Below are 18,544 nucleotides of genomic sequence, written 5' to 3' on the forward strand. Positions count from 1 at the left end.
GGGGCGCTTCTACTTGGCTGTTGCTTTTTGAATCTTTGCCAATTGACGATATTGACTGAGCATCCAGCTTTGATACGTCTGGTTGGCCGGTAACGTTTCGGTGACCTTCAGTACTGGCACATCGTATTTCCTGGCGAGTTTGACCATGTTCGTGACCAAGTTACTATCGGTCTGAGTGTTTTCAACGAAAAAGGCAATCCGGTGGTGCTTGATGTCTTGTTGCATTTGCTGGATATCCTTAGGTGATGGGTCGGAACCCTCTTCAATTGCATGTGCGAAATGCGTATTGCTGATTCGGTAGCCGATTGCCTTCAATGAGTAGTCAAAGACCGGCTCACTGACAGCGACACGCTGATTATTTGCATGCTGTTTCAATTGTTTGATCATAGTGGTTATAGTCTTAGCGTTGGTCTGATACTTTTGGGCCTGCTGTTCAAAATAATGCTTGTGCTGCGGCTGAATTTTGCTGAGTTCTGTTGCGATTTTAGTTGCTAATTTGGGCATCGTTGTGGGATCGTACCAGACGTGTTCGTTGGCCCCGTCAGTTTTATGAGCCACGTCGGTTCCCACTGTGATTACCCGGGCGCCCTTGGCTTTGTTGACAGTAAGCTTTTCCATCCAGTCATCGTAGCCGAGGCCGTTGTAAATGATTAATTGGGCGCTACTAGCCTGCTTAGCCGTGTTGACGGTCGGCTCGTAGTCGTGGGGGTCAACGCTCGGTCGATCAATAATCGAGGTCACTTGACCATACTTTCCTGCCACCGCCTTAGCCGTTTGACCATAAAAGTCGAGACTAGCCATGATATTAATTTTGTCGTTAGTCGTTTTACTGGGGGTGCTCGAACTTTGACAGCCTGCTAATAGGCCGCTGAGTCCCAGTATTATTGCCAAATAAAGCCATATCCGTCGGTTGACCATGTATTGTAACCCCATTCTCTTTAAATCGTAACCATTACTGTTAACTTTACCGAAAGAAACGGTCGTCGTCAAGTCTTTAAGATAAGGTTTAGACTAGGTGAAAACACTGCACTGACTGACGAAAGCTGGTAAAATAGGCATACCTGAAAAGCGGAAGGCGGGGCACGCAGATGATATTTACGATTGTGATTTTAATTTTACTAGCAAGCGCAATTTTTCGCGGGTTTCACCGCGGATTTGTGATTGAAATGTTGCATCTGATTGGGACGGTCGTCGTCCTATTGTTTGCACGACTACTCTATCAGCCGTTAGGGACAATGATTAGTAATCTATTGACGAATTTACATTTAATTGAAGCTTCAGTGGCGGCAACGTTGATCATTAACCTGGTCGCTTTCTTCGTGTTAATTTCGTTAGGGTGGTCAGTGATTCGGTTGTTAGGCCGTGTTTCACGTAGCATTACGTGGCTACCAGTTATTAAGCAAGTGAACAGTGTTGCGGGTGGAATCGTGTCATTTGTCGTGACGTATCTGGTTATTTTTGTCGCGTTGTCGTTGGCGAACATCGTCAATACGAGCTTTATTCAGACGCAAATGACGCAGTCACCGCTCGCCACCTATATTGTGAAGCAGACACCTGGTCTAACTAGCCATTACCTCAGTAATTTGATTAATTTTAATGATGGGACGACTACGGATTCCTAGAGTTCATGGTGGGGGTACGACTGCTTTAAACTAAGACAAAGGCGTTACTGGTTTTTTGACCAGCAACGTCTTTTTTGATGAACCGGTTTGTTAGCAACGCACTTTTTTCGGTTCCCGAACGATTGCTAGTTTTTATGGGGTTATTTGGCTGATTACTATCATATTGAGCGTCCTTCATGCTATGATTATAAGTAAAAATGAGCAAGAAAGAGGCTGGGATACTTATGGGCATGATTCGAATTAATAATTTACGCTTTCACACGTTTAACGGGGTACTTCCGGAAGAACGGCGTAATGGTCAACAACTAGGGCTAGATATTGCCATTAAATATCCTATCGAAACCAAGGTTCAACACGATGACGTTCACGAGACCATCAATTACGCGGCGGTCCGTAACGTGGTCGATGAATTTGTAACGACCCATTCATACAAGTTGATTGAATCGCTAGCTAACCACTTATTGCAGACGTTATTGACAAGTTTTCCCGCGGCGGATGCAATCAATATTAAAATTCGTAAATATAGCGTACCAATGCCTGGAATCTTTGATGATGTGGAAATTGAGGTGGAGGGGACGCCGAATGGCAAGTAGGGAAGAACGGGTTTATTTGAGTGTTGGTTCCAATATTCATCCGCGCGTCCAAAATATTCAGCAAGCCCTTAGCCGATTACGAGCCGTCAATGGGGTAAACGTGATTGACGAATCTCATTGGTATGAGACTCAACCGTGGGGAAAGCGTGATCAGGCCAATTTTTACAATGTTTCGGTATCCTTAACGACTAATTTGACACCAGAAGAACTATTGGATGAATTACATACAATTGAGCAGGCGGGCCACCGCCAACGCTTGGTTCACTGGGGACCACGTACGATTGATTTGGATATTATTTTTTGGGGCGACCGGCAAATCAACACAGCGACGCTGACGATTCCGCATGCGCAGGCAGCTAAGCGCAACTTTGTGCTACTGCCAACTGCTGAAATCGCCAAAACTGATGTGTTAGTTGGACCACAAGTGGCCCAATTGATTGCGGCTAATCAGGATCAGAGTTGGATTAAAAAAGTAAGAAATGTGAGTGAGTTAGATGATTGATGAGAAGAACCAAGCAAAGATTGAGCATGCAGTACGAGAAATTTTAAGTGCAGTTGGTGAAGATCCTGACCGACCGGGATTAGTAGAAACACCAGCACGGGTTGCACGAATGTATGCGGAAGTTTTCGCTACTAAGACCGCCGCACCATTTGATAATTATAAACTGTTCAAGGTTGAGCATCCGACTGAAATGGTATTACTTAAGGATATTCCATTCTATTCGATGTGTGAGCATCACCTTTTGCCGTTTTTTGGCACGGTTCAAGTTGCTTATGTGCCGCAGCATGAACAAGTGATTGGCTTGAGTAAGATTCCTCGCTTGATTGACTATTGCAGTCAACAGCCGAACGTTCAGGAGCGGTTGACAGTTTCCATTGCAACAGAATTACAACGAATTCTTGACCCGGCTGGGATCGCGGTCTCAATCACGGCGCGGCACATGTGCATGGAGATGCGGGGTGTTAGCAAACCGGGTGTGCATACGGAAAGTAGCTATTACAGTGGTCAATTCAAGACGGATTTAGACTTGAAACGAGAATTCTTACAGCGAATCGCAAAGTAGGTGATTGAGTGGATACAGGGACGATTGAACAACGTTATCAGGACTTATTAGCCCAACTAAATCAAGCCATGTTAGCCAATAATCATCAGCGTGTTCCGTTATTACGGCGCATCATGGCACATCTTGGCCACCCTGACCATTATTACCATGTGATCCATATCGCTGGAACTAATGGCAAAGGCTCTACGGGAGCCATGTTAGCCAGTATCCTGCGGGCGCAAGGGTATCAAGTTGGCCGCTTCAGCAGTCCCGCGATTAATGATGCGCGTGAACAACTGCAATGCAATGGGACGTGGATCAGTCCAGCGGAATTTATCGATACGTATCGTGAAATTCTACCGGTTCTGCAAAATATGGGACTGACGGCTAGCGATGTCTCCATCTTTGAATGGTTCTTTCTCATTAGTGTCGTTTGGTTTCGGAATCAAAACGTGCAATGGGCGGTCATTGAAGCCGGTTTGGGTGGCTTGTATGATGCGACTAACGCCTTAGCCAGTCCCCAACTCACGGTATTTACTAAGATTGCCCTCGATCATACCGCCATTCTTGGGCCCACAATCACCGCGATTGCGCAAAATAAGTCAAAGATCATTAAGCCCCATACAACAGCAGTGACATTGGCTGACCAACACCCAGAAGCCCTGGCTGTTTTGCAGACCGAAGCGCTCAATCAAGGTGTTCGGCTAGTGACCGCTAAGCACGCGCAACTGACGGTGACTGGGCAAACACTCACGCAAACCGTCGTTGATGCGCACAGTCAGCTTTTTGATTGGACGCAATTAACGGTCGGACTGAGTGGCACCTATCAGCTACAAAATCTGCGGTTGGTTTTAACTGTGGTTGCAGTACTACAACAGCAACAAGTTAACTTGACGAACAGTGCGGTTCGCCGAGGCTTGCAACAAGTTTCCTTGCCAGGCCGGTTGACCGTGTTACAGGAGCAACCTGTCATTATTGCCGATGGGGCGCATAATCCGGATGGCATGGCAGCACTAGTGGCAAGTGTGAAGCAATTACTGGCTGGTCGTAAATTGATTTGGATCGTCGGGGTCTTACAAGATAAGGCCTACCCTAAAATGCTGGCTGAACTATTACCGGTAGCTGACGTCCTGATTACGAATACGCCCGCAAATCCAGAACGAGCGTTATCCGCGACTAAGCTGGCCGACACGGCGACCGCATTATTAACGCCCACCTTTATGACCACGGCTGCGATGCAACGACAGCCAGACTTATTGACTGCAACGACAATCACGGATGCGTTAACGCAAGCTCAGCAGCAAGCAACCAGTAATAGTGCGATTATTGTAACGGGGTCATTTTATGTCATTCGTGAGCTCCAACAGGCTGGTTGGCCGGGGTTAAGCCAATGACGACGACTTGGTTGATTGCATCCAACAACGCTGGTAAAAGCCGCGACTTGATCGCGTGTTTGGCTTATTATGGCTTGACTGCTCGTCAGTACTTGACAGTGGCGCCGCGGCTCGAATTTCCCGTGGAAACGACGACGAGCTATGTCGATAACGCGGTTGCTAAAGCTCGTTTTGGGGCGCAACAGCTAGGGGTTCCGGTTATCGCAGATGATAGTGGCTTAGAGATTTCCGCGTTACCAGACTTGTTAGGTGTGACCACGGCGCGCGACTTAGGGGTTGCAGTCAGTGGCTTTGATCGCAATCAGGAAATTTTAACGGCCCTACGCGATATCCCTGACAACGAGCGGCAAGCGTTGATGCGTGCTACGTTAGCGGCTGCCTGGCCAGATGGGCGGACCTTGGCCGTACAAGCTTCGATCACCGGCTACATTGCGTCCTATCAATTTGGACGCTATTCTGGGGGATTTGACCGAATTTTCTGGCTACCGCGCTATGGTCGAACTTTGGCCGAATTACCAGCAACGTGGCGCATCCCGCTGACACACCGGGGACGGGCCGCCTTAAAATTAATCACAAAACTTTAAAAATTGGAAGGATCGGTGGAGTAGATGTTAGTACAAGATATCACCAGTTCATTAGCACAAGCAACGGATTTTGCGAGTCAGGCGTTGAATGCCCAAGTTCAACGACAACAACAATTAGTTTTGCGTTTTAGTGATTATAATCGGGAGCAGCAGCTCCGATTAACCCAACTATGTCAGCAATTAGATGGGGTCGTGCAGGCGAGTCCTGAACAGTTGACCGTCTTGCTGAACCAGACAGCTGGTCGCCAGTTAACACACCAATGGTCGCGAGTCTTTACGGATCAAGCAACGACTCAAATTCAATTGACTCAAATTATGAAACAATATGATGTTTTTTGGCAAGCGGGTGAGCACCGGTTTAATCTCACCAAGAAGCCGATGATTTATGGCATCATGAATATTACGCCGGACTCCTTTTTCGACGGTGGCCAGTACAAGACTAAAGATGACGTACTGAATCACGTGGATGCCATGTTACAAGCAGGAGCTGACGTAATCGAAGTTAATGGTCAAACGACACGGCCGGGCTTCACGGAAGTCACGCCGCAAGTTGAATTAGACCGGACGTTGCCGTACATTCGCGCCATCAAGGCTCGTTTCCCGGAAGCAGTCTTAGCGGTCGATACTTATAAGTATGATGTCATGCAAGCCGTCCTGGAAGAAGGTGTCAGCATTATTAACGATGTGAACGCCTTTACGGACGACCCTCGCAAGCTCAAATTGATGGCTGACAGTCGCGTCGGCTTACTGACTATGCACAGTAGTCGTGACCAAGAATATACCGATCTGACGAGCAGTATGCGTGGTTTCTTTGAACAAAATCTGGCAGCATTGACGAGTCATGGCATCGATATTGAACGAATTGCTCTAGATCAGGGAATCGGCTATTCACAAGTCGCACATGGGGAACAGGATTACGTGATGATGCGTAACATTGATGAATTTAATTATTTGCGACGCCCAATGATGGTGGCCATTTCACGGAAAGGTTATTTAGGTCTATTGCTTGGTCTGAAGAAGGAAGACCGGCTACCAATGACGTTGGTCACTGAAGCAGCGATGATGCTTAAGGGTGGCCGGATCATCCGGGTCCACGATGTGGCTGAAACCAAGCAATTGATTACGCTGTTAGGCCGAATTGAGAATGGCTATTGGTTATCGAATAATGATTAGTCCGGATGATTTTGACGATATTACGGCGAATGGGGTTAAGGACTATGATGCTTATTTCGGTACTCCCACGTACGATGATCACGTTTTATTTGAATTGTTAGTGGTTGGAATCTTACAAGTGGGTTTAGGCTGGCGGGTCGCGGCTAGTCAGTTACCAGTATTGCGGCAACATATGGCGGGTCTGCGGGTAGATGCCGTAGCAGCCCTGGACGAACCGGATTTTGAACGGCTGATGTTGACTCCCAAAGTGATGCACAATGGTCGTAAGTTACGTGCAATCATTCAAGATGCGCGTGCTATTCAACAATTACAGGCCGAGTATGGTAGCTTTAGCAACTACCTGTGGGCGTTTGTCGATGCGACACCAATCATTATGCCGGCGCCCGATGATGAATTACCGACGCGCTCACCCCTGGGCGCCCGCGTTGCGAAGGATTTACACCGACATGGTTTGACCTTCGTTGGACCAGTCGTCACCCACATGTTTTTGTTGGCGGCGGGATTGATTAAATTGAATTAAGTAGAATGAGGCTGGCGGATGCTGGCCTTTTTTTATTTGCTTATGCCGGCGTATTTTTGTGAGTATCAATGTGTGAATGTAAGCAAGGTGGGTGCTTTGATCCGGAGTGGTTATGGGAAGTGTGATTATTAGTTCCAACGCAATATGAAGCGCAAGTTCACAATGAGGGTAAGCGGCAAAAACATATTTGAATGGTCGGTGATGCTGGCGTGTAGAACCAGTCTAACCGTTTTCTAGGTAATAGTGAAGTTAGCAAAAAAACGTCGCAAGAGCAAGTTGTAATGGCCTTGTGACGTGTTTTAGAATGAGTTGATTTTGTATCCCTCTGACACGACTAGCGGTTAGCGGTCGTCGAGTCTGGCAACAGCCACATCGTTACCAAGCCAATCAGCCAGGCCACTAAGAAGAACGCCATGGCAGCTGGTAATTGATAGCCAAGCAACCATTGGCATAACAAGATAAGCGTGATAATGATACCGATAACGCGATTGATGATGCTCATGTAAGTGCCTCCTAGGTGGTTAGCTAAGAATGAAGTGAACCAGATTATCTGAATTAATAAATATTACTTAAATTATATAATGAATGACGTTATGTGTGCTGCAATGTGCGTTAATGTCTTAATTTAACGTACGAACGTCGAAAAATGCTGAATATTTGAAAAAACGATACCGCTGAGGTTGCGGTATCGTTGAACCTGTGACTGGTAATTAGCATCGTAGTGTGACTAACTCGGATACTGGTTAGTGATAACTACTTCTAGTACCATAACGTTTCAGCAAACGGTATAGCGTTTGGCGCATAGATTTTGAATGAATAAGCGTTATCCACAAAAATCATGCTCACTGCATCAGACTGATGGTTATACTGTGCTAAATGCCCAGCATGAGCGGGTTAATTGCATGTCTGGAAAATACAGACTAGTTTTTTTACTTAAGAAGGTTGTATTTATCTGATAAGACACCTATTATAAATTGCAAATATAAGTAAGACATTTAGGAGTGATTGGTTATGATTAATTTTGTTTTCTACAAATACTACAGATTCTGGACTGCAATCGTTTTACTATTGCTAAGCGCTAACGTTTATCCAGCAATTGTTAACGGTAATGTCTTAGGTCGCGAATTTTGGCGAAATGGCACAAATCTGATTAATCTTGTTTTTGTAATTGTTGCTATTGGCTTTTTAATTCAAGTGTTGTTTTTTAAGAAAGGTGAGCCGCGTGCGAATGAACGTGCATTTTGATCAGGTCATGGTAAAAAAGCATGATTTTTAATCGCGTTATGGCAACCAAAGTATGAGGGAGTAGTCGAAAGTCTGATATGAAATTCTCTGAAAAACTAAAAGTGTGTAGGAAGCACGCACAATTGACACAATCGCAAGTGGCCGAACAATTACATGTATCGCGCAAAACAATCTCAGGCTGGGAAAATGACCACAGTTTTCCCGATGTTGGCAGTTTAGTTCAATTGAGTGATATTTATGACGTTCGGCTAGACGATTTAATGCGGGATGATCACTTACTGGCTTATTATAAGGAAGCAGAACAACTTCATCAGAAGAGCCGAAAATGGGTGGTCGTCTCGTATCGATGCAATTTCTTGTTACTGGTACTTGGCTACATTGACTATTTGCGGCCGTTTGGAATACGAACGTTTTTGGTACCGTTTTTAGTACTGGTGAACGCCATGGTATTATTGTCGTATTTTTCAGATTGGCAGCGGTTCAAGTCAGGTAAATTGCGTGTCGGTATCGTCATCACGGTGTTTATTGCATTTATTGCTGAGATTCTGATCAATACAATAGTACCGAGTTATCTGAACGAGTTAGCACATGCCGTTGATGATGGCCCCGCTGCGATAATTGGTGAAGTGGCCGGTCGCTTGCTGGTCACATCAATACTGATATTAAGTTTGGTATTAGCTATCTTTTTGAAGCCAAAACAACGAGAACGGTCGTAGTTTACCGAGCTAGTCAATATTGATGAGTTTGGAAGTGAGCCGTGGCGTCTCAAACTAACGAAAATGTGTAAGACAAAAAACGACCGCATGCTTAATAGCATGCGGTCGTTTAAGGCGGAAGAGATAGTTTATACAGAAACAGATTCGATTTGGATGCTGTGTATCATAACTTAACTCACGATGAACTAAATCGAACTATCCGTTGTTTCATAATCCACCTTGCCAAGTTCAATCTGAATCGTGATATGAGTTAGTGGAAACTGGGCGCTTAGGTCCTTGTTCAGTTGTTCCAAAAAGGCATTATTGTCAGCTAATGTTGAACGACAGAGATGGACGGTCATGGCTGTTTCAGTAGTACTCATGCCCCAAATGTGTAAATCGTGAATCTGGTTGACGGTGGGCTGGCTGGTTAAATAATCAGCGATTGCTTGGCGGTCAACATTGTTCGGTACAGCTTCCAGTGAATAATTCATCGCATCTCGTAAGAGTCCCCAAGTACCAATCAAAATCACGACGGCAATTAGCAGGGAAACAACGGGGTCTAGCCAGAACCAGCCTGTCTTCAAGATGATGAAGCCAGCAATGACCACGCCGATGGAGACGCCGGCGTCGGCGGCCATGTGGAGAAAAGCGCCCTTAATATTGAGATCGTGCTTTTGGCCCTTCATAAAGAGTAATGCGGTAAAGCCATTAATGACGACCCCAACAGCAGCAACGATAATGACATCCCATTCGGCGACGGGACCCGGATTACTAAGGCGCTGGATGGCCTCGACTGAAATGGCCCCGATAGCGACTAGTAAAAAGACGGCGTTGAAGAGGGCGGCCAAGATTGATGAGCTTTTGTACCCATATGTGTACTTATCGTTGGCGCTTTTTTGTCCAAGCCAGATTGCCAGCCAGGAGATCAGTAAGCCCAGGACGTCGCTGAGATTGTGTCCTGCATCAGCAACTAGGGCCAGTGAGCCGCTCGCAAAACCGTAGCCAGCTTCCAAGACAATGAAGGCAGTATTTAGGGCGACCCCAATCTTGAAGGCGCTGGTCTGTTGTTGTATTTGATGGCTGTGTGCCATATGAATCACCTACTTCTTAGTTGAATTTATCCTTGTTATGGCTATAATTTAAATATGAATGAACAAACATATGAATGACTGTTCATGTGTATTGTAACACGCTTACATGACAATCTCAATTAGAAATTGGAGTTTATGATGGAAAATGAAATGGACCATGAAATGATCGTCAAACGGTTGGCTGAACTGATGCCGCCGACTGATGAGTTGAGTCGGATCACCGCAATCTTTAAGGCACTTGGTGATCCGACGCGTGCCCGGATTATCTACGCGTTGGCCGTATCTAAGCTGAGTGTGGGTGAACTGGCGACGGGATTAGCCCTGACACAGTCGAATGTGTCTCATCAGTTAACGGTCCTCAAACAATTAAAATTAGTTGTGGGAACGCGCAATGGGCGTAACGTGCACTACCAGCTGGCCGATAAACATATCATTAGTATTTTTCAGCAGGTCGCAGCTCACGCTGAAGAAGCCGATAATTAGGTTGAATAGGTGTAACCACTGATCAGTTATGATGAGTGGTAAGCGCTGTGGGTTCGTAGTGGGCACTGATATAGATATCCATGGCCTAGAGGACCGCACGATTAGCTTGAATATAAGATTGTGCTTAGCATGACACCGCGAAATGGTTAATTTCGCAGTGTCATTTTTTGAACTAGTTATGTTTTTGTTAATTACCTAGTTTTATAAACTAGATGTATTGATATTTACACTATGTGATGGTATGCTGGTGTCAATAATAAATATGAGGTGATTAACATGGCACAGTCGGCGCGACAGTATCAAATAACAAATGAAGTCCTCAACTCAGTGACTCATGGGATTGGGATTATTTTAAGTATCGTTGCATTTGTTTTTTTGATGCTCAAGGCATATGCGGATGGTCAGCCCCTCGAATGGGCGGCGTTTATTATATATGGTTGTTCGTTGTTTGTACTATATACGTGTTCGACGTTATTTCACGGATTATACTTTACGCGCGCCCGCGAAGTTTTTCGTATCTTCGATCACAGTGGCGTGTACGTGCTGATTGCTGGGACATACACGCCGTACAGTCTACTGGCGATTAAGGGTTGGTTGGGCTGGACGATCTTATTAACGATTTGGATTTTAGCGATTGCTGGGATTACGGTTAATGCTGTTTGGCCTGGACGTTTGAAAAAGGTCGAAACGGTCATTTATGTGTTGATGGGGTGGATGTGCCTCGCCGGTGGTCGGCAGTTATGGGACCATTTAGGTGTCACTGGCTTCTGGTTATTAGTTGCCGGGGGCGTTGCGTTTACCTTAGGTGCATTACTATATAGTTTCCCACGGATTAAATATTTACACGTTATTTGGCACCTATTCGTGATGGTGGGAACCACGTTGATGTTTTTCTCAATTTATTTCTATATTTAAGGATGACTGTGGGGACCAGCTGCTGAGTTGGTCCTTTTTTTTTTAGATGCGGGAGATTTGAGTCGCGGATGACGTCTTAAATGCTGATTATTGACATTTTATTGCGAAAAGTTTTTCAACTGGACGGTATTCGAATCGTAACCATTGCGTACGCTCGTTAAGCTGAATGAGTTATCGCCACTCAGCTAACAATAATTTTGAAATTAAATGGCTAGATCGCTGTAGCATAGTCTAGAATACGATTTATTTTTGTCATCAAACTGTAATCAGCCAGGCGTATCTTTTGATTGCCTTTTTAAATAAACTTCCGTAGAATAGTAGGACAACGAAATTTTTAGTGAGGTGATTAAGATGGCATACGGGTTATTATTTGGTGGCATTTTCATGGAAGTTTTAGGGAGCTTTTTCTTAAAGCGCGCAAACGGTTTTCGGAACTTAATACCAACGATAATGGTGTTGGTTGGATATTTTAGTTCGTTAGTCCTTGTAACGCTTGCAATGCAACGCCTGCCGTTAGGGGTGACGTATGCCATGTGGGCTGGACTGGGCACGTTTGCAACCGTTATTTTAGCGGTCGTCGTTTACCGTGAACGGCTCAGTCTCTCACGTCTGAGTGGCTTAATTGCAATCGTAGTCGGGGCGATTTTACTGAACATTTAAATCAAGGGGGAATGATGATGCGTGCATGGATTCAATTAGTTATTGCGATTGGCGTTGAAATTGCGGGGACCAGCTTGTTGAAGTTATCGGCTGGATTTAAGTACCCCTTGGTTGGAATTGTGGGCATGTTACTATACGGCCTAGCGATTTTTAGTTTCTCACGGGCATTGAGCAAAATCCCACTGAGTGTTGGTTATGCAATCTGGGCCGGAGTCGGCACAGCTGCGACCGGCCTGATTGGAATTTGGGCGTTTGGCGAAATCTTGACGGGATTGAAAACGTTGGGATTCATGGCGATTATTACGGGTGTGATTCTATTGAACATGCCTGCTAAGGCGACTAAACCGGCTACTGCGACGCCGCGCTTGGCACGGTGGCGGACCCGGTTTAACCGGTAACTAAAAAGATCGAGAATCTGGCTGATGTTTTAAGCGATTACGCTTGAAATGCGCCGGTTGATTCTCGATCTTTTTTAGTTGTTGTAATTAGGCTTCTGACCAGACTTCCTTAGCCGTACCAATGACTAACGCCAACTTGGCCCACTGTTGAGCCTCAGTTAACTGGTTACCTTCTTCAGTTGAAGCAAAGCCACATTGGGTCGATAGTGCTAGATTACGCAATGGCACCTTAGTGGTCGCAGCTTGAACTCGTTCTTTGATCACAGTGGTCTTTTCCAATTCTGGAAACTTAGAGGTAACCAGACCTAATACGATGCGTTTGTGGTCATCATGGTTCCAAATCTGGTCTAACGCTTCGAAGCCACCCGCCCGTTCGTTATCATATTCCAAGAACAGCCCATCATAGTTAAGCTGGCCAAGGTAGGGTGCAACCACGTCGTAACTGCCCGAGAAGAGGTACGTGGATTTAAAGTTACCCCGGCAGATGTGGGTCGTGACGGTCAAGTCGCTTGGCAGGTCAGCTAATGCTGCGTTAATCACTTTAACGGCATCGGTCGCCCACTTAGTGTAGGCCGCATGGTCAGCTTCGGGATCATTGAGTTTGCTAATTAAGAAAGCCCACGTCGTATCGTCTAACTGAATATAGCGACACCCAAGGTCATAAAAATGTTGAATGGTATCGTGATAAGCTTGGGCGAGATCATTTAAATAGGCATCCCAGCTGTCATAGAATTTGGTCCAATTGTCACTCCGATTATCACGGAATAACATAGTTGGTGATGGAATCGTTTGTTTAGCGAGTACGCCAGCGGGAACGATTGATTGTAAGTATTCAAAGGCAGCAAAGAACGGATGGTCGGGATTATACGCGACTTTGCCAATAAGTTCAGCGTTATCCGTTCGAGTATGGTCCCCCTTGAACTTATAGCTTTGATGGTAGTCGTACTTGCCAACACCAGTTAAGCCCCAAAGGAAATCTAAGTGCCACCAGCTGCGTGAAAATTCGCCATCGGTCACGGCTTTGAGCCCGAGTTTAACTTGTTCAGCGACCACTCGTTTGATTTCAGTGTGTTGGATTTCAAGTTCTTGATCACGCGTAATGGTACCGGCGGCTAATTGTTCATGGGCCTTTTTCAAACTAGCGGGGCGCAGTAGGCTGCCGACGACGTCAAAACGGAATGGGGCGGTTAAAGTTGTAGTTGTCATTAAATATCAAACTCCTTAAATTTTATTGGGAACGAAAAAACGTCGTCCTGAATAATATTAATCATTATTCAGGACGACGTTGGGCCGTGGTACCACCTGAGTTCTAGGCTAGTGAACTAGTCTACTCGATACAGCTGCCAAATGATTGGCAATTGCTAACGCGGGTAACGGTTGTTAAACCGGCTTTAGTTAATGCTGGTTACTTTGTTGCTCACCAGACACTCACCAAAACGAACTAGGGAGAAGACCATCTTCATTGGTTGTGCCGGTACCGTTTCACCAACCCGATACTCGCTGAACAGCGACACCAATTACTCATCTTTTAATCGTTCTTTAATTATTGACACCTATCATACTGGTAATTATTTTAAATGTCAAATTTAATTTAAGGCCGGAATCGGTGGGCGGGATTAATCCATAGTCATGCTATAATGCAAGTAACATGCGATTGGGGGCAAATTATGGATAGAATCATTCGGTTTTTTAAGCGGGATGACGTTGACTTGTACTTAACGTTGGCGTTATTAATCATCATTATTTATTTAATGCGCGGGTTTGCGACAGTTGTTCTATTAACGACGATTTTTGCGTATTTGGGCATTAAGCTTAGTCGGTGGTTAAACCTCCGAACGCACTTACCTTATTGGATTGCCGTCATTGTGGTCTACGTCGGCGTGATTGCGTTGTTTATCGGTGCGCTATCGTACGCGGCGCCTACCCTGGTCGATCAGTTGAAGGTCATTCCAGATATGCTGGCTAAAGCAATCACCAATCACCCGGTATTGAATAAGAATATTGATAAATGGGTCAACCAAGCCATTCATAGTAGTGAATTGATTCAAAACGGGAAGGCGTTACTCGTCACCGGTATTAAAGGACTGAGTGAGGTTGGGACTGGTTTTACGCACGTCTTAATGGCAATCTTTTTGAGTTTTATCTTTGCAGTTTCGCGGGGACGAATGATGGTCTTTGGCCGCCAGTTCTTGCAGTCGAAGTTTAAAAAGTTCTTCACGAACGTTTACTATTTAACGCATAAATTCGTTATGATTCTGGGGCGGATTATTGAAACGCAACTGGTGATTTGTACGATCAATACGATTTTGATGACGATTGGGTTCATGATTATTGGGATGCCAAGTATCATGGTGTTGTCGATCATTGTCTTTATCTTAGGCTTAGTGCCGGTGGCTGGCGTGTTGATTTCAATGATTCCGCTAACCTTACTGGGGTTTGCGTCGGGTGGCTTGATTCGAGTTGTCTGGATCATCGTGTTGGTTATTTTGATTCACGCCTTCGAGTCTTATTTCCTTCATCCACGGCTAATGGCGGATCGGACTGATTTACCAGTCTTTGTCACTTTTATTACGTTGATTATTATGGAAAGTCTATTAGGGGCCTGGGGCTTGATCATTGGGATTCCAATTGTTTCATTCTTCCTAGACATTTTGGGTGTGCAGAATTCTGAGCCGCGACGCGTGACGTCTCAAATAGCGAAACGTGAACCTTAGTGTGATTGTAACTGTACTTTACCGGTAGCAGACTTTGTATGGGGTCGGGTGATTTATATGAACAGTAGCTTGTGACTGCGCGTAAAGGTTATCAAAGATAATTGTAAGCTGGTATCTTCGAAGTGGATTACTTTCGAAGGTGCCAGCTTTAATTAATTACTGCTTAAAGATGCTGATAGTGACAATTACAAGTCAGACTGTTAGTGTTAAGCTATCAGCGTTCTAGGTGGTATAAGGTTGACTTATTTCGACTAAGTGTTAGAGTGAGCGGTTGGAATCTGTTTAGGAGGGGGCGATTACGATTAATCAATCAAATAATCAACATCCCGTGTTAGATGGCTGGCAAGAAATTGAAGCTGACCAAATTAAGCGAATGCAAGGTGCGTTGTGGCATTTGTTGGGCAATGCGATAGCATATTTAAGTCTATTTGTAATCGAACTAGTGCTTGCAACGATTGGTCATTCGCAATCTTTGCACGCGGATGCGTTTAATAATTTTGCGGGTATTGTTTCATCGGGGTTGTTATCGCTTGGTATCTGGGGTGGCATTCATAATCATCAATCACATCAAAGTAAAGTGACCGCTTTGGACGGCTGGGAGGCCGAACGTCGCAATCGATTGATGCGATTTCGTTTACAAGACTTATTCACGTTAATGAGTGGGGTCATTATGTTAGTTATGGCGGTACAAGTTATTGTGAGTGGTGTTAGTAATTTGTTTAAATCACACACCGTTCAAGCAGTGAGCGGTGTAACTGTTTGGGGAGCTGCAATCGCGAGCATCGTTATGTTAGTCGTCTGGTACTTTAATCGTCGCGGTGGGCAACAATTAGATAATTCGACGCTATTGGCTGCGGCAAAGGATAGTCTTAGTGATGCGTTAACGAGCATTGGCACTTTAATCTCATTAAGTGGGGTCTTACTATTCAAATTTGCTTGGTTAGATAGTGTTGCGAGTATCGTGATTGGATTCTTTATTTTTGCCGCTGGGTTACAAATTTTTCGGGACAGTGGGTTGCAGCTAATTAATTACAGTGATCCACAAGTTGAAAAAAATTATATTAATACGATTCAACAAATTGATGGTGTGAATCAGGTCAATGCAATTGATGTCCAGTATTCTGGGAGCTTAGTGGCCTTGTCGCTGGTTATAGCAGTGTCACCACGAATGACAGTGGCAGCCAGCTTTCAGCTCAGTGAAAGAATCGAGCAAGTGATGCGAAATCAGTATGGCATTATTGACACTAAGGTAATGTTTATGCCGCAAACATAAGTGTGTTGACTGATAGATTTTAATAATAAAAGACTAGTTTCAAGGTTGAATTCCTTGAAACTAGTCTTTTATTTATGGTTGGCGCGAATTCCGTTGCGGCGTGCGGGCATGGTGGACCGTCAAATTCGTTAGTGTGGCGTCTGTTGCTGGTTTCGTGAACAAAGGAATCGTCTCTTCCAAGACATCGCTAAACGCTAAGCCGTACCAGATAGCAGGAGATGGGGTGATGTTTTGTAGTAGAACGCGACCACCAATTAGTAGTCGATCGAACTGGCCCATAGTTGGGTTGCTAGCAAGGTCCATGATCTGCTGATTCTGAACGACAAATTTAAAATCGCCAACTTGACGAGGTTGTGTGATTCCGTAACGGGAATATTGGGGATCGATGCTGTGATCTGCAATTAAGTTCGTGACAATTTGGCGCAAATATAAATTAATGTGCTGTGATTTACGGAAACCTAAGTTGAGTTGAACTTCCACGATATTTCGAGTGCCTAGCATGTCAATGCTGTAACTACAATCATAAGGTCGGTTGGTTTCATTAATGGTAATAAACCAGTAAACCTTAGCGCGTTTAGGCCGCTTATCTAAAATCGAGTACAGAATTGACCGTTTAACCCGGTGTTGATGGTCGACCTTAGCCAAGTAGACTAAGTTCGTTGCAAATACTGGCAGGTGATCATCGTGGCTTAGCTGGATCAGTTGATTACGATAATCTAGCAGACTAATCTGTTCATTTGCCTGGTTGTAACGCAAACGCCGGCGATTACCAAAGAACCAAACGACCATAATCAAGAAAATGACGAGGGTCAGCCCCAAGGTCAAATAGCCACCGTGAATAAACTTGGTCAGACTAGCCGTTAGAAAGACGGTCTCCAGTGCGCCAAAGCCGAATAATAAAGCTAGCGCCAGCGCCCGGTGGCCCTTCATGTGAATCCACTGGCTAAGCAGGATGGTCGTCATCAACATTGTTAAGGTGATGGCTAAACCATACGCCGCTTCCATGTGAGCTGAAGTTTGAAATATCCAAACGATTCCTAAGGTGACCAGACATAACAGCCAGTTGATCGCACCAATATAAATCTGGCTCCGAACGTTACTGGGGTGCTTGATAATCATACGTGGTAAGAACTTTAAACCGACTGCTTCGTCAACTAAGGTATAAGAGCCCGTGATCAAGGCCTGTGACGCAATGATGGCTGCGGCCGTGGCTAAGATAATCATTGCAATTTGACCGCCCGCAGGAACCATGGCATAGAAGGGATTGACATTGGTGGCATTGCGCCATGCCGCATCCTGATAATGGGTTAACATCCACGCGCCCTGACCAAGATAATTGAGAATCAAAGTCGTGTATACGAACGGCCAAGTGGCGTCGATGTTGGCTTTACCAACGTGACCCATATCAGAATACAGCGCTTCAGCCCCGGTCGTTGCAAGGAAGACACTACCAAGAATGAAAATTCCCATTTTATTAGCCGGATTGAATAAGACTTGTACGGCGTAAACGGGTGAGAAAGCTTTGAGAATGACGGGTGCCTGACTGATGTTGATCAGACCGAAGATGCCGATGACGGTGAACCAGAGCAACATCATGGGACCGAATGACCGGCCAACGACGGCAGTACCAAACCCTTGAATCATAAAGAGAACCAGTAAAATAACCGTAACGGTTAGAGGCACGAGCCACGGGTACTGGGAAAAAGCCCCCAGTTTGGGTAATCCCTTTAAGCCTTCAACTGCTGATGTGACTGTCACAGCAGGTGTTAGGGTGCCATCTGCTAACAAAGCGGCGCCACCAATCAACGCGACGAAAATTAACCATTTGGCCCGGTGACGAACCAGCGCATACAGGGCGAAAATGCCACCTTCATGATGATTATCAGCGCGTAAAGCAATCAGGACGTACTTTACCGTTGTAATGAGCATCAACGTCCAAAAGATTAATGAAACACTGCCGATAACATAATCAGGTGTTGCATTCTTAAGTTGCCCCGCGTCATTGATCAGGGCGTTCATAACGTATAGCGGTGACGTTCCGATGTCCCCGTACACGACGCCTAATGTGATTAACATGCCAATCAATGAACGTTCCTGAATCCGTTGCTTACGCATGAATTATTGACCCCCACTTCAAT

Annotated in this window: 21 protein-coding genes; 16 read left to right on the top strand and 5 right to left on the bottom strand. The window is 45.2% G+C overall.

What is annotated here, in order from left to right:
• Positions 1–9: 9 nt before the first annotated feature.
• Complete coding sequence (locus tag E5260_RS01515; RefSeq protein WP_003643486.1) at positions 10–918, bottom strand: metal ABC transporter solute-binding protein, Zn/Mn family; 909 nt, start codon at positions 916–918, stop codon at positions 10–12.
• A gap of 170 nt (positions 919–1,088) precedes the next feature.
• On the opposite strand from E5260_RS01515, the gene E5260_RS01520 reads away from it, so the two are divergent.
• The 8 genes from E5260_RS01520 (at position 1,089) to E5260_RS01555 (ending at position 6,929) form a co-directional block, all read left to right on the top strand.
• On the top strand, positions 1,089–1,622 hold the full coding sequence (locus E5260_RS01520; RefSeq protein WP_003642519.1) for a CvpA family protein: 534 nt from the start codon (positions 1,089–1,091) through the stop codon (positions 1,620–1,622).
• A 224-nt stretch (positions 1,623–1,846) separates the two neighbouring features.
• The gene (gene folB, locus E5260_RS01525; RefSeq protein WP_003643485.1) at positions 1,847–2,215 is read left to right on the top strand and encodes a dihydroneopterin aldolase; all 369 of its coding nucleotides are present in this window, start codon (positions 1,847–1,849) and stop codon (positions 2,213–2,215) included.
• Positions 2,205–2,717, top strand: a complete 513-nt coding sequence (folK, locus tag E5260_RS01530; protein ID WP_003642516.1) for a 2-amino-4-hydroxy-6-hydroxymethyldihydropteridine diphosphokinase — start codon at positions 2,205–2,207, stop codon at positions 2,715–2,717. Before folB ends, folK begins: the two co-directional genes overlap by 11 nt.
• Entirely contained in the window at positions 2,710–3,279 is a 570-nt protein-coding gene (gene folE, locus E5260_RS01535) for a GTP cyclohydrolase I FolE (RefSeq protein WP_003642515.1), read from the top strand. The genes folK and folE overlap by 8 nt, the downstream gene beginning before the upstream one ends.
• A gap of 8 nt (positions 3,280–3,287) precedes the next feature.
• Positions 3,288–4,652 carry a bifunctional folylpolyglutamate synthase/dihydrofolate synthase gene (locus E5260_RS01540; protein ID WP_003642514.1) on the top strand — a complete coding sequence of 455 codons (1,365 nt, stop codon included), beginning with the start codon at positions 3,288–3,290 and terminating at the stop codon, positions 4,650–4,652.
• Complete coding sequence (locus E5260_RS01545; RefSeq protein WP_003642513.1) at positions 4,649–5,236, top strand: non-canonical purine NTP pyrophosphatase; 588 nt, start codon at positions 4,649–4,651, stop codon at positions 5,234–5,236. The genes E5260_RS01540 and E5260_RS01545 overlap by 4 nt, the downstream gene beginning before the upstream one ends.
• A gap of 24 nt (positions 5,237–5,260) precedes the next feature.
• Positions 5,261–6,409, top strand: a complete 1,149-nt coding sequence (gene folP / locus E5260_RS01550; protein WP_003642512.1) for a dihydropteroate synthase — start codon at positions 5,261–5,263, stop codon at positions 6,407–6,409.
• Positions 6,381–6,929, top strand: a complete 549-nt coding sequence (locus E5260_RS01555) for a DNA-3-methyladenine glycosylase I (RefSeq protein ID WP_003645468.1) — start codon at positions 6,381–6,383, stop codon at positions 6,927–6,929. The genes folP and E5260_RS01555 overlap by 29 nt, the downstream gene beginning before the upstream one ends.
• 334 nt (positions 6,930–7,263) lie before the next feature.
• On the opposite strand, the gene E5260_RS01560 is transcribed toward E5260_RS01555, so the two are convergent.
• Positions 7,264–7,431 (bottom strand): hypothetical protein, encoded by a 168-nt coding sequence (locus tag E5260_RS01560; RefSeq protein WP_003642510.1) that lies wholly within the window; start codon positions 7,429–7,431, stop codon positions 7,264–7,266.
• Positions 7,432–7,940: 509 nt separating this feature from the next.
• Between E5260_RS01560 and E5260_RS01565 the strand changes: the two genes are divergently transcribed.
• Both E5260_RS01565 and E5260_RS01570 read left to right on the top strand, forming a co-directional pair.
• The gene (locus E5260_RS01565) at positions 7,941–8,174 is read left to right on the top strand and encodes a hypothetical protein (protein WP_003642509.1); all 234 of its coding nucleotides are present in this window, start codon (positions 7,941–7,943) and stop codon (positions 8,172–8,174) included.
• 122 nt (positions 8,175–8,296) lie between these two features.
• Positions 8,297–8,890 (top strand): helix-turn-helix domain-containing protein, encoded by a 594-nt coding sequence (locus tag E5260_RS01570; RefSeq protein ID WP_229030962.1) that lies wholly within the window; start codon positions 8,297–8,299, stop codon positions 8,888–8,890.
• A gap of 185 nt (positions 8,891–9,075) precedes the next feature.
• Here the strand turns inward: E5260_RS01570 and E5260_RS01575 are convergent, their stop codons facing one another.
• Positions 9,076–9,963, bottom strand: coding sequence for a cation diffusion facilitator family transporter (locus tag E5260_RS01575; protein ID WP_003642507.1), 888 nt, complete (start codon positions 9,961–9,963; stop codon positions 9,076–9,078).
• A 138-nt stretch (positions 9,964–10,101) separates the two neighbouring features.
• Here E5260_RS01575 and E5260_RS01580 point away from each other — a divergent pair, with 138 nt between their 5' ends.
• The 4 genes from E5260_RS01580 to E5260_RS01595 all read left to right on the top strand — a co-directional run bounded on the left by E5260_RS01580 (position 10,102) and on the right by E5260_RS01595 (position 12,419).
• Positions 10,102–10,446, top strand: coding sequence for an ArsR/SmtB family transcription factor (locus E5260_RS01580; protein WP_003643481.1), 345 nt, complete (start codon positions 10,102–10,104; stop codon positions 10,444–10,446).
• A gap of 276 nt (positions 10,447–10,722) precedes the next feature.
• Complete coding sequence (gene trhA, locus E5260_RS01585) at positions 10,723–11,361, top strand: PAQR family membrane homeostasis protein TrhA (RefSeq protein WP_003642505.1); 639 nt, start codon at positions 10,723–10,725, stop codon at positions 11,359–11,361.
• A 351-nt stretch (positions 11,362–11,712) separates the two neighbouring features.
• On the top strand, positions 11,713–12,021 hold the full coding sequence (locus tag E5260_RS01590) for a DMT family transporter (RefSeq protein WP_003642504.1): 309 nt from the start codon (positions 11,713–11,715) through the stop codon (positions 12,019–12,021).
• 14 nt (positions 12,022–12,035) lie between these two features.
• Positions 12,036–12,419, top strand: a complete 384-nt coding sequence (locus tag E5260_RS01595) for a DMT family transporter (protein ID WP_003643479.1) — start codon at positions 12,036–12,038, stop codon at positions 12,417–12,419.
• A gap of 87 nt (positions 12,420–12,506) precedes the next feature.
• Here E5260_RS01595 and E5260_RS01600 read toward each other — a convergent pair whose 3' ends face one another.
• Positions 12,507–13,625 (bottom strand): vitamin B12 independent methionine synthase, encoded by a 1,119-nt coding sequence (locus E5260_RS01600; protein ID WP_003642502.1) that lies wholly within the window; start codon positions 13,623–13,625, stop codon positions 12,507–12,509.
• 461 nt (positions 13,626–14,086) lie between these two features.
• Here E5260_RS01600 and E5260_RS01605 point away from each other — a divergent pair, with 461 nt between their 5' ends.
• A complete protein-coding gene (locus E5260_RS01605; RefSeq protein ID WP_003643477.1) occupies positions 14,087–15,133 on the top strand; it encodes an AI-2E family transporter in 1,047 nt (348 codons plus the stop codon).
• 328 nt (positions 15,134–15,461) lie between these two features.
• Positions 15,462–16,406: a cation diffusion facilitator family transporter gene (locus E5260_RS01610; protein WP_003642499.1), complete on the top strand. Its 945-nt coding sequence runs from the start codon at positions 15,462–15,464 to the stop codon at positions 16,404–16,406.
• A gap of 72 nt (positions 16,407–16,478) precedes the next feature.
• Here E5260_RS01610 and E5260_RS01615 read toward each other — a convergent pair whose 3' ends face one another.
• A complete protein-coding gene (locus tag E5260_RS01615; RefSeq protein ID WP_003642498.1) occupies positions 16,479–18,521 on the bottom strand; it encodes a KUP/HAK/KT family potassium transporter in 2,043 nt (680 codons plus the stop codon).
• Between the last annotated feature and the right edge of the window lie 23 nt (positions 18,522–18,544).

The sequence above is a fragment of the Lactiplantibacillus plantarum genome, from assembly GCF_014131735.1.
GTDB classification, from domain to species: Bacteria; Bacillota; Bacilli; order Lactobacillales; family Lactobacillaceae; genus Lactiplantibacillus; species Lactiplantibacillus plantarum.

Excerpts from the sequence above, each read along its gene's own strand:
- E5260_RS01515 (WP_003643486.1), bottom strand. The coding sequence starts at position 918 with ATGGTCAACCGACGGATATGGCTTTATTTGGCAATAATACTGGGACTC.
- E5260_RS01520 (WP_003642519.1), top strand. The coding sequence starts at position 1,089 with ATGATATTTACGATTGTGATTTTAATTTTACTAGCAAGCGCAATTTTT.
- folB (WP_003643485.1), top strand. The coding sequence starts at position 1,847 with ATGGGCATGATTCGAATTAATAATTTACGCTTTCACACGTTTAACGGG.
- folK (WP_003642516.1), top strand. The coding sequence starts at position 2,205 with ATGGCAAGTAGGGAAGAACGGGTTTATTTGAGTGTTGGTTCCAATATT.
- folE (WP_003642515.1), top strand. The coding sequence starts at position 2,710 with ATGATTGATGAGAAGAACCAAGCAAAGATTGAGCATGCAGTACGAGAA.
- E5260_RS01545 (WP_003642513.1), top strand. The coding sequence starts at position 4,649 with ATGACGACGACTTGGTTGATTGCATCCAACAACGCTGGTAAAAGCCGC.
- folP (WP_003642512.1), top strand. The coding sequence starts at position 5,261 with ATGTTAGTACAAGATATCACCAGTTCATTAGCACAAGCAACGGATTTT.
- E5260_RS01555 (WP_003645468.1), top strand. The coding sequence starts at position 6,381 with ATGGCTATTGGTTATCGAATAATGATTAGTCCGGATGATTTTGACGAT.
- E5260_RS01560 (WP_003642510.1), bottom strand. The coding sequence starts at position 7,431 with ATGAGCATCATCAATCGCGTTATCGGTATCATTATCACGCTTATCTTG.
- E5260_RS01565 (WP_003642509.1), top strand. The coding sequence starts at position 7,941 with ATGATTAATTTTGTTTTCTACAAATACTACAGATTCTGGACTGCAATC.
- E5260_RS01575 (WP_003642507.1), bottom strand. The coding sequence starts at position 9,963 with ATGGCACACAGCCATCAAATACAACAACAGACCAGCGCCTTCAAGATT.
- E5260_RS01580 (WP_003643481.1), top strand. The coding sequence starts at position 10,102 with ATGGAAAATGAAATGGACCATGAAATGATCGTCAAACGGTTGGCTGAA.
- trhA (WP_003642505.1), top strand. The coding sequence starts at position 10,723 with ATGGCACAGTCGGCGCGACAGTATCAAATAACAAATGAAGTCCTCAAC.
- E5260_RS01590 (WP_003642504.1), top strand. The coding sequence starts at position 11,713 with ATGGCATACGGGTTATTATTTGGTGGCATTTTCATGGAAGTTTTAGGG.
- E5260_RS01595 (WP_003643479.1), top strand. The coding sequence starts at position 12,036 with ATGATGCGTGCATGGATTCAATTAGTTATTGCGATTGGCGTTGAAATT.
- E5260_RS01600 (WP_003642502.1), bottom strand. The coding sequence starts at position 13,625 with ATGACAACTACAACTTTAACCGCCCCATTCCGTTTTGACGTCGTCGGC.
- E5260_RS01605 (WP_003643477.1), top strand. The coding sequence starts at position 14,087 with ATGGATAGAATCATTCGGTTTTTTAAGCGGGATGACGTTGACTTGTAC.
- E5260_RS01615 (WP_003642498.1), bottom strand. The coding sequence starts at position 18,521 with ATGCGTAAGCAACGGATTCAGGAACGTTCATTGATTGGCATGTTAATC.